The organism is Nonomuraea sp. NPDC051298, from assembly GCF_055586305.1.
This window is the reverse complement of record NZ_JBVJIM010000029.1, coordinates 57,506-68,154: the sequence shown is the minus strand read 5'-3', so window position 1 is coordinate 68,154 and position 10,649 is coordinate 57,506. Positions and strand designations below refer to the sequence as shown.

The 10,649-nt window shown below is 66.1% G+C and carries 8 protein-coding genes; 3 read left to right on the top strand and 5 right to left on the bottom strand.

Features of this window, described 5'->3' with window-relative positions:
• Positions 1–33: 33 nt before the first annotated feature.
• The 5 genes from ACZ6S0_RS45415 to ACZ6S0_RS45395 form a co-directional block, all read right to left on the bottom strand.
• A complete protein-coding gene (locus ACZ6S0_RS45415; protein WP_465925919.1) occupies positions 34–1,200 on the bottom strand; it encodes a methyltransferase in 1,167 nt (388 codons plus the stop codon).
• Between the two features lie 379 nt (positions 1,201–1,579).
• Positions 1,580–3,127, bottom strand: coding sequence for a hypothetical protein (locus ACZ6S0_RS45410; RefSeq protein WP_465925917.1), 1,548 nt, complete (start codon positions 3,125–3,127; stop codon positions 1,580–1,582).
• A 433-nt stretch (positions 3,128–3,560) separates the two neighbouring features.
• Entirely contained in the window at positions 3,561–4,574 is a 1,014-nt protein-coding gene (locus ACZ6S0_RS45405) for an ABC transporter substrate-binding protein (protein ID WP_465925915.1), read from the bottom strand.
• Positions 4,575–4,675: 101 nt separating this feature from the next.
• Entirely contained in the window at positions 4,676–5,506 is an 831-nt protein-coding gene (locus ACZ6S0_RS45400) for a hypothetical protein (protein WP_465925913.1), read from the bottom strand.
• Positions 5,503–6,417, bottom strand: a complete 915-nt coding sequence (locus ACZ6S0_RS45395) for an SAM-dependent methyltransferase (RefSeq protein WP_465925911.1) — start codon at positions 6,415–6,417, stop codon at positions 5,503–5,505. Before ACZ6S0_RS45395 ends, ACZ6S0_RS45400 begins: the two co-directional genes overlap by 4 nt.
• Positions 6,418–7,254: 837 nt before the next feature.
• Here ACZ6S0_RS45395 and ACZ6S0_RS45390 point away from each other — a divergent pair.
• From ACZ6S0_RS45390 to ACZ6S0_RS45380, 3 genes are all read left to right on the top strand, one after another.
• Entirely contained in the window at positions 7,255–8,604 is a 1,350-nt protein-coding gene (locus ACZ6S0_RS45390) for an XRE family transcriptional regulator (protein ID WP_465925909.1), read from the top strand.
• Positions 8,601–9,149, top strand: a complete 549-nt coding sequence (locus ACZ6S0_RS45385) for a flavoprotein (protein ID WP_465925907.1) — start codon at positions 8,601–8,603, stop codon at positions 9,147–9,149. Before ACZ6S0_RS45390 ends, ACZ6S0_RS45385 begins: the two co-directional genes overlap by 4 nt.
• 85 nt (positions 9,150–9,234) lie before the next feature.
• Positions 9,235–10,641 (top strand): hypothetical protein, encoded by a 1,407-nt coding sequence (locus ACZ6S0_RS45380; protein WP_465925905.1) that lies wholly within the window; start codon positions 9,235–9,237, stop codon positions 10,639–10,641.
• Positions 10,642–10,649 lie beyond the last annotated feature (8 nt).

The window sequence follows — 10,649 nt, the reverse complement described above, 5'->3', positions numbered from 1 at the left end:
TGCGGGCCGGTGAGTGCCGACCCGCGTTGCCGGTCACGCGCACTGGCAACGGGACGCTGCGCTTGCGGCGGAGTGCGGATGCCTGGCGGGCCGGGCTATCACCAGCGAGTGACTGTCCGGCAGACGTCTTTCGGCTTCGCTGATCGTGAGTCCGGCTGCATTGATGAGGTCAGTGAGTTGCGCGGCGGTGCGCTCGCGGGCGGCGCCGAACATCGCCATCATGCGGACCGCGCGATCTGTCACCGGGCTGTATGTCCCGTCCCTGGGAAGGATGCCGTCGATGATGTGCACTTCGCCACCTGCCGGCGTGTCTTCCAGTGCTTGGCGGACCAGGCGCAGGATGTGGACGCACCTCTCGTCGGGCCAGTTGTGCAGAATCTGAGACAGGATGACCCTCTCGGCTCCGGGGTAGCTCGTGGTCTCAATGTCGCCCTCGATGACCGTGCAGCGTCCGGACAGGCCGCGCTCGCGCAGGTATTGCCGGGCCTGTTCAGCGACGGTGGGCCGCTCCACCAGGAACCCGGTCAGGCGGGGATGTGCTTCCAAGATCGCGGCCAGGATGGTGCCGGTGCCGCCGCCGAGGTCGGCGACCGTACTCACGCCTGCGTAGTGCTGGGCGGCGAGCCAGCGTGCGATCCGTGCGGTGCGCTCGGCCATGAACCGGCCGAACTGCTGCTCCAGGTGCGGTTCCTGGGCCAGGTGCTCGTACAGCGAGGCGGAACCGTCGAGGTAGAGGGGATGTCCGCGGCGCAGCGTGCCGGGCAGTGACGCGAGCATTTCCCGCCAGGTCGTGGAGCCGGTCACCTTGACTGCCGTGGCCATCGTGTCGTCGGCGTCGGGCCGCAGCAGCTCGCCCTTGCTGCTGAGCCGAACCCGTCCTTCCTGATCGTGTGTGACGTAGCCGTATGCGCGCAGAATGTTGAGGAACACCTCCAGCATCACGGCGTCGACGCCGCATCGCTGAGCCAGGTCCGTGGCGGACAACGGGCCCTGCGCCAGATGCTGGGGGCATCCCAGGTCCGCGAACGCTCGCACGGCTGCCGTACGGTTCTCACCGTCCAGGTCGGCCTGAACCTCTTCACGCGGATCCGGCCTGACGGCAGCGATCGGGGGCGTGCTTTCCCCGATGGCCCGCTGAGGCAGGCTCTGCGGGCTTTCGCTGGAGTGGAGCCGCTCTTCCGGTGAAGACGATGAGTTCATGAGGGAAGTCCTTCCAAGAACCGGATGACGGGGGCCTGCCGGGAACGGGCTGCAAGCGCCACAGTGGAGAAGCCAGGGCGCTTGTCTCGCGGCCTGGCTGCACAGGCAGGTGCCTCACCGCGGGGTGCCCGCAGTGCGCCCCCTGGCCACACGCCCGTCACACCGGCCATTGGATCGGAGCCGGTTGCCCCCGCGCCGACCGCACCAATGGGCACCGGCCGGCCCGGCAGCCGCTGCTTGACGGCGATGTCGATCAGCGCGGACGTGGGTGTCGGCAGCACCGCGGGGCCGGGCCGGGGGCCGGGCCGGGGCCGGATCGGGGTTGGGGCCGGGCCGGTGGTCATGGACGCCTTTCGGACAGGATCGCGGCGAAGAGAGGTCAGTACGGCCAGCTCGCCACCTGCGCGACGTTGAGACGCGGCTGGCGCCCCAGGAGCATCCGCTGTGCGTGCATAGGCAGCGGATGCGTGCGCGTGCTCCTGGCGTGGATGATCGTGTGCTCTCTCCCAGCGATGAACGCGCATATGGACAGGCCCGCCGAGGCCAGTAGCTTCACGTACTGGTCCGTGGTGCGCTCACGCCCGTGCGGGGTCCGCACCATGCGCAGCAGATCCCGGGCGATCGCCGGATGTGGCTCGCCAGGCTCGGGAAGGATGGGCACGATCAGCCATAGCACGCTGTCGGGCCCGGAACCGTCCATGGCGGCGGCCACCTGCTTCAGCAGTTCACGTGCGTCTTGGTCGGTGAGCTCGTTGATCATCCCGTGGATGAGATAGAGCGGCCGGAACGCTACCGGGATCCCAGGGGGATCGCCCGCCGTGCTCGCGGGCGTCCACCGGTCGGCGATCTGCTCGATCTGGGCCAAGGCGTTTTCCGTGTCGCTGTCGCACTGCGGGACGACAACGCCCTTCACCTGTGGCTGCCGGTCAAGGATGCCGGCGACCAAGGCCGCGCCTGCACCGATGATCACGACGTGAGTGATCGCGTCGCCCAGATGCTCCTCAATCGCGTCAGTGATGACGGCAGCCAAGCTCGCGTCCTGAGTAGCGCGGAACTCCGCGATGAGTTCGCCGGCGCCGGACCGCTGCGCCTCCGTCACAACCGTGTTTGTGTCGGCGCCGGTCATCGCCGCGGGAAAACCCGAGCGCACGATTTCGGACATCCTGGCCAGCGGCTCCCAGAACGGCGCGAGCCCGTAGATCATCACCTCGGCCCGCATCGAGTGCGGCGCGCCGGTCAATAGGTCACCGATGCGGGTCTGCCGGAACCGGCCCGCAGGCGTCGCGGCAACCCACTTCTGCGACGTCCAGATCTCCAGCAGCCTGATGAGGCTTTCCCTCGACATTCTGCTGCCCACGTCGGTGCGGTTACGGACGCGCTCACACCAGGCATGCAATTCCTCCACCGACACCGGCCCCCCATCCTGCAGCCGGTCGGGCACCCGCCAGGCGCACAGCTGATACAGAGCCCGGTAGAGCGCGACGCCTCGCACGACGCAATCGATACCGTCGCCTGGCCCCCGGGAACCGGGAAGGGCGGGTGGGCGGACCGCGCTCATGTCGGTGATCGGGTGGCCGCGCAGCGCAGCCCGCTGCACAGTGAGATACAGCGACTCGGAAGCATCGCTGATGAGAGGTCGGCCGTGCTCTTCCACGTGGTAGATGCCGCCGTCACGGCGCACCCAGCCATGAGCCTCGCCGGCACGCAGGACGCGCTCGAGATAGTCGCCGCTGATCTGCGGCGCCCGCATGGTGGAGATCGCCCATTGGCAGAGTTCGGTCAATGTGGCGGGCGATCGGTTCAAGCGGTCAGGGATCCGCAGGTTGCAGATCGTGTGCAGTGCGGCATAAGTGACTAGGTGGGAGATGGTCTTACGGATGCGGTGAGCCTCGGCGTTCACCGTCGGGTCGCTGATGGCAGTGGTCATGATGCCCTCACAGACGGCGGTGGATGGGTCGCCCCACGGTGTCAGCGCAGTCGGCGGCGTGGCTGCGACTGTGGGGGATGGCTGCGGAGCCGTGCGCGCGCTGCACGGCCCCGCAGCCTGCGGAACAGACGGTGAGTTCACCCGGCTGGGGCGAACTCACGGTCTTCGTGGTTCGGAGTTCGGTTACGGTCTTCGGCTAACCCCCGCCTATCAGCAGGGTCGGCGTGCTCACGGCGAGGCTGATGCGCGGTGGACGCCACGCCCCTGCCGCGTTATTCAGCCGCCGCGCCCCGCTGACGTGCCCGCGCGGAGCAGCGGATACGCCGGTCGACGGCCGGGCACCAGCGCGGCGTGTGCTGTGCTGTCCAGCTGCGACGGCCCGCCTTGCGAACGTGCTCCACCTGCTGAAGAGACGATCGTTCATGGCTCCTGCTCAGTTGACGGAGGGCAACGCTGAACCCGGCACCGCGGATGCTCCCGTGCCCAGGAGCGGTGTGAGTATGGTGCCGACGTCAAAGGGGGCCTTGATCCAGCCGAACTCGAGCATGAGGTCAGCCACCTTCTGGATGCGGCCGCGTCCCAGTTCTATGGGGAAGACGCCGAGCGTGATGGTGTCCGCGATCTGCGAGCTGATCTTGGTGTAGGTGGGCAGGATGTCGGCCACGACCTGCCGGTCGCCGGCGTCTAGCTGAGCAGGTCGCAAAGCCCGTTGAAAGGCAGCCACGACGCCGGGATTGCTGGTGGCGAAGTCGGCTGAGGTAGCCCAGCCGGCGATGGGCCAGTCCCTCAACTGGCCCTGCATCACGTCGTGGAGCATCCTGCCGCCCTGGGCCTGATAGGCGGTGATGAACGGCTCGGTCATCCAGGCGACGTCTGCGTTGCCTGTTTCCAGCGCCGCAGCCATGTCGGGAAGGGCCTTCTCCTGGAAACTCACGTCATCGCGGGTCAGTCCAGCCACCCTCAGTACTGCCTCCGTGGTCAGATCACCCACACCGAACATCGTCGCCACCAGGATGCGCTTGCCGCGCATCTCCTGGATGCCCTTGATGGGGCTGTCACTGGGGACCATCAACTTGAAGGTGTTGGAACTGGCCTGATAGGCATCGGAAACGACCCGCACCGAGCCTTCCGGCCCTGAATGTTTCGCCCGGTGCATGATCGCGGCCGTGTAGTTGACGATGGCGAAGTTGAGCGCGCCCGACATCAGCTGGGGAACCGCCTCGCCGCCGCCCTGGACGGTCCTCGTCGTCACCTCCAGCCCTTCATCGGCGAAGTAGCCGCGGGCCTGTGCGAGCGGCACGGTGACGCAGTCGGGAATGCCCATGATGCCGATGGTGATCTTTCGCCCGGGGGTGCCGCTCTCACCTGGCGTGTCAGCGGAGCTTCCGCACCCGCCCAACGCAGTAACTAAGAGCACAATTAGCCATACAGTAAGTGATTGCTTCATGACAGAGAGGGTGTCCTTCGAGGGAAAACTGACGGAGAGGTTTCAGACACGGCCCCACGACATCTGGACGAGTTGACCAGTAGCCGGGATGCCGACCGCGCTCAGGGAGGCTCCCGGGCGAGCATCTGCCCATCCCGCTGGCGCGACAGGCAGCGCGCGGCGCTCGGGATGGTCTGCTTCATGTACCACCTGCGCCAAAGGGTCTCGCTGGGCTGCGACCAGACGAAGCGTTGACCGTCGGTCAGCACGACCAGACCCGGGCCCACCCAAACCACCGTCACCCACCGGTTGATCGGGATTGCGGTGGCATCGCTGCTGTTGTGCTTGTTGAGCGCCTCGGCCAGTTCCTGACCGGCGCGGTGCGGGCGGGACCGGCGTTCGGTGCGGCTGGCCAGTTCGAGAGACAGATCGTGGACGAACAGGCTGCCGCCGGCCAGGGCGGCACACGCGCACAACAGCTCCCGAAATCCGGCCTCCGATGACAGGCTCAAGGTCCCGCGTGTGAAAGTTGGGCCGGAGACTGCCGGTATCGGTTCCTCGCCCGTCGCCTCCTGGTCAAGATCGGTCGTCACAGGTCGGCTCTGCTGCTGGATCAGCGCGGCATTGACGGCTGCGGACACGGCCGAGGCCGCCTCCTTGCTGTCGGTGGCCGTGATCCGGCCGACTGGGAAGCCGGGCTGTGAGGGGTCAGCCAACTGCCAGATGACCGTCTCGCCTTCGATCCCTACCAGCAGCTCTATCGAGTCGATGAGCAGGAATGGGCGGGCGCGGCGGAAAACGATCGAGGCGGCCAGGTGGTGATGGGCCAGATGAACGCGCAGGTCGTACAGGCCAGCCATCGCGCGTCCGGCCGACACACCGTTCGAGCACAACCCGGTGCTGCCGCTGCCATCAAGCGACCCGGCGGAGCGGTCACCCGCGGCGGGGCTCACGCCGCCTCACGCAGCAGCGCCACGCCTCCCAGGAAGTGCGCCTTCGGCCTGTCGCGTGGCGGCCCGGCAGCACCGACCGGAAGGGGACGCCAGTCGCGGACCGGAACCAGGCCGGGCTGCGCCCACTCCCAGGTCTCGGCGGGGAACAGGACGCGGATCTCCTCACTCGATCGAGGATGAATGCCGTCCCTCGTACTCGCATACACCTCGGTGAGTTCGCTGACCACCTCGGCGGTGAGGCCATCGGTGCAAGGGTACGTGGTGAACACGGCGCTGCCCGCGGGAAGGCAGGAGGCCAGCGTGCTGATGATGGCCTCAGGGCTGTGCGGGACGAAGTGCAGCAGAGCAACCAGCCCGACCGCGATCTGCTTCTCCCAGGAGATCAGCCGCCGAAGATGGTCGTCGTGGAGGATGGCGTCGATGTCGCGCACGTCGTACTCCAGTACGGTGGTCACCTTGGACCTGTCCAGCAGCGCGCGAGCGTGAGTGCACACGACCAGGTCGTTGTCCACGTAAGCGATACGGGCGGCCGGGTTGGCCCTCAGGGCTACCTCGTGCACGTTGTCACGCGTAGGCAGACCCGGCCCGATGTCGACGATCTGGGTGATGCCGAGACCTGTCACGACGTACTCGACGGCGCGGCCGAGGAATTCACGGTTGTCGAGAACCGCGCCACGCACCCACGACGCTCTAGCGATCAGCTTTTCCGCGGCGGCGCGGTCAGCAGCGAAATTGTCCTTGCCGCCGAGCAGGTAATCGTAGACGCGAGCCGGGTTGGGGACACTCGGGTCGATATCCTCTGAAACTACTCTCTGGCGGGCTGCCGGATTGTCGGCTGCGCGAGTCGTTCGCCTCGGGGACCGGTGGTCGCACCGGTGGGCTGAGGAGCCGCCAGCAGCTATGTTGGTCATCGAGATCGGACCATCCTTCCGATCGGGGCCCGTCCGCACGTCTCCGAAAAGTGCAGGCGGGCCCATCTTCATTTCGAGTTCAGATCAATATCGTCCGGACATGGACGTGACCGCGCGGGAGCCGGAAACGCTTTTCCCTGTAATGCGCTCCCCCTTTTCAGCCGCATCTCCGTGTGTGGTGCAGTCGACTGCCGTGCAAGCGAACGTGCACGTACTCGGGAGGGAACCGCAACGAGGCTGCCCTCAAGCCAGCGCTGTCGAACAGGCAGAGGCCGGGTTGAGTCGCGGTGCCGCGCCAGTCCCCTGCGACGTTCGGACAGGCGAACAGCCAAGGCGCACGACCAGCGTGTAGGCGGACGCCGCAGGCGGCCAAGGACGCATGTAGCGCCCCCAGCCGGACTACTCCGACAGCGCTCACGCCCCATAGCCAATCTCCGAATCCCGTGAGCCTTGCCTGCGGCACGCCAACCGCTCACGCCACTTGACGATTTAACCTTTCTAGTAAATCGCGATTAGCACCTACAAGAAAAGAGTAAAAGGCCGGAAGAATGAGGAAGAATGGCGAGGAAAATTTCCGCGAACGTCCTCGCAAAAATTCCTCTCAAGGGTTCCGCGGTCGTTCGGGGGATGCAGGATGCGTGGGACTCTCACCAGCCTCGCGTGCAGTGGGTGGCGGAGCTGGCAGTATCAGGTCAGCCAGCGGACGTCAGCCGGTCTGTCTGGGCGCAAGAGAGGCCCGCCCCGCATAGCGGACCGCCAACGCGGTAGTGGAACCACCGTGGATGGACGAAGATAGGGACGGAATATTTCCGTCTTGGCGTCGTGCAAGAGGTGGCAATGGGTGAGGACGGGCACGCGTGGGCTCAGCGGCTGCGCAGGCTCCGCGAAGCGCGCTACCCCGACCGCAGGCAGTTCGTCGCCCGGTTGTGTGAGCTCGCCAGCCCCGGCCAGCGACTGCCCAACCCCGACCACCTGCTGCGCAACCTGCGGAACTGGGAATCAGGCACGGTAGTCATGCCCCGAGACTTCTACAAAGTTCTCCTGGCCCGCGCCTTGAACGTCACCGTCGAGGACCTGTTCGGGCGCCACCCCCGAACCAGAGGCACCGCCACGAAACCCCACGACGACTCCACCACACCCATCAACACCGTCACCACGACAAACCTCACCGACCCGCGGGAACCTTCCTGGTTCCGGACTGTGACAGGACCGCCGCCTGCGGACGGCGAGAAGCCTGAGCTGGAACAGCTCACATCGGCTATGATCAACCTGGCTCCCTATCGGGGAGAGCTGCCCAATCTGCCGGTGCTGGCCCAACGTCTCGCGACGATCAAGCAGCATTACCAGGCGTCCCGATACACGCAAGTCGTCGAGGCGGTATCAGCCCTGCTGCCAATTACGGAAGCGGCTAGTCATGCCTTGGATGGCGATAACCGGCTGCACGCTCAGGCGCTCACGTCCCAGGTCTACCATGTCGCCGCATCAGTCCTCCTCAAGCAGGAGGAGCGAGAACTCGCCTGGCTCGCTGCTGACCGCAGCGTCAAAACGGCGCACGCCAGTGAAAACGCGCTGGCCATCGGGGCAAGCGCCAGGGCAATGACCCGGGCGCTCATGGACAGCGCCCAGTACAGAGTCGCCGCTGACGCCGCACGCGCTGCCGCCCAGCGCCTGAGCGCCGCCGTGGACGATCCATCCCCCGATGAGCTGTCTGTGTACGGTTCCCTGCTCCTCGCTGGCACGGGCGCCGCGGCGCTGCGTAACCAACGTCACGAGGTCCAGGAACTCTTCGACGAAGCCGAACGGGCGGCCCGGCGGCTCGGCTACGACGGCAATCACCAGTGGACGGCGTTCGGCCCGGCCAACGTGCTGTGCCATAAGGTCAACGCCTCCTTGCGACTCGGCGATGCCGGTACAGCCATCAGCCACGCTCGTCACGTTGAACTCAACGCGCTGCCAACGGCGGAACGAAGGGCCTCGGTGTTGCTCGATACCGCACAGGCCTTCTTCATGTGGGCAAAACACGACAAGGCTCTGCACGTCTTGCAAGCCGCGGAGTTCATCGCCCCCGAGGAAGTCTCCAGCCGGCCTGCCGCGATGCGTCTGGTCCATGACATCGCGCTCACCGCGCCGCCCACGGTTCGCCGTGCTGCGCGGGAGTACGCGAGCAAGCTGGGAGTGCCTGCGTGAAAAACCTCGGCAAAACGCTGTACATCGTCGTGTGCGCCGCAGGAGCAGCTCGACATGTGGGGCACCTGGTTGGCTATGCGCAAGCTGCGGGATGGATCGTTCAAGTCATCGCCACGCCAGCCGCACTGGGCTTCATCGACGTGGCCTCGCTGGAGCGACAGAGCGGGCGGCCGGTTCGCAGCGAGTACCGCAAACCGGACGAAGCTCGGCCACCGCGCGCCGACGCCATTATCGTTGCGCCAGCAACCTTCAACACCATCAACAAGTTCGCACACGGAATGGCCGACACCTACGCACTGGGCCTCTTGGCGGAGGCACCCGGACTGGGGATCCCTGTGGTGGTGTTGCCGTTCGTCAACCGTGCGTTCGCCGCCCGAGCTCCTCTGCTGCGCAGCATCAGCAGCTTGCGTGATGAGGGTGTCACCGTGCTATTCGGCCCAGGAGAGTTCGAGCCCCACCCGGCAGGTACCGGAGACAATCAGCTTGAGAATTACCCATGGGAGCTGGCCTTGAAGGCATTGGAGCGACGGCGCGCTGGACTCTGAGGCGTCAGCCAACAGCAACCCAGTCGTCGTAAGAGAAACAGATGAGCGTATGTGCCTTTCGCCGCGGAGCGGAATGAGAGGATCAATGGGTGAGGACGGGCCCGCGTGGGCTCAGCGGCTGCGCAGGTTGCGCGAAGCGCGCTACCCCGACCGCAGGCAGTTCGTCGCCCGGTTGTGTGAGCTCGCCAGCCCCGGCCAGCGACTGCCCAACCCCGACCACCTGCTGCGCAACCTGCGGAACTGGGAATCAGGCACGGTAGTCATGCCCCGAGACTTCTACAAAGTTCTCCTGGCCCGCGCCTTGAACGTCACCGTCGAGGACCTGTTCGGGCGCCACCCCCGAACCAGAGGCACCGCCACGAAACCCCACGACGACTCCACCACACCCATCAACACCGTCACCACGACGAACCCCACCGCGTTTGACGGGCCGGGCCTGTTCGGCCTGGGGCGCTTGACCAGCGATCCGATGGAAACGGGGCGGACGACACTACAAGAGTTCGGATATGGAGCCGCCCCACCGTCCCCATCGAGCGGCTCCGTCGGCCTTGCCGATGTCAGGATCTTTCAGGACACGTTGGCAGCGCTCACCGCCTCCGACCGACGCTTCGGCGGGCAACACTCCCGCGCCTACGCGGGCCATTACTTTCTCGGTGTTATCCAGCCGCGACTGCACGCGCCCACCACCGCTGGCATTCGTCACGACTTGTTCAGCGTGGCCACCGAGTTCAGTCTTCGGGTGGCCGCCATGTACCTCGACGCTGGCGACTACCAGGCCTCTGGCCGCCTGCTGGGCACGGCATTCACCACCGCCCAGGAGAGCAACGATCTGACTCTTGCGGCGTGGGTGCTGGCCCGGCGCGGAGAGCAGGAGGTTGATCAAGCGCAGCTGGCGCGCTATCGCCGCGACAACGACGCCTGGATAACCCACATCCGGCATGCAGTCGGATACACCGCCGGCGCTGCTGCCATAGCGTCCGATGCGCCGCCTCTTGCCCGAGCATTCCTGCTCTCCAAACAGGCCCTTGCCCTTTCGCTGACTGGAGATCGGCAGGCAACCGTAGGTGTACTAAAGGAGATACGCCGCTGCCAAGACCTGTCGGATTCCCTCAGCGAGCCGCGTTGGATCGGTATCTACAGTTGGGCTCACATCCTGCATGAACAGGCCCGGATCTTCTGCAACCTGGGGCTCGGCGAGCAGGCGATCCAAGCGGTCGAGGAGAGCCTGCCCGCCCGGGGTGATGGTCGCCCACGGGCCTTTTCCTTGGCCGCAAAGGCTTCTGGCCACCTGTGCAGTAACGATCTTGATGTTGAGCAGGCCTGCGCGTTGGCCTTGCAAGTCATCGAGCAGGCCAAGCAGTTGGCATCGGCGAGGATGACGATCCGGGTCGGTGAACTGCTTCAAGAACTCGCACCCCATGTGACGGTGGCCGCCGTGCAGGAGGCTCAGGAAGCTGCCCGTCCTGTGCTGGTCTCCAGTGTGTCACAGTAGGCGGAGGT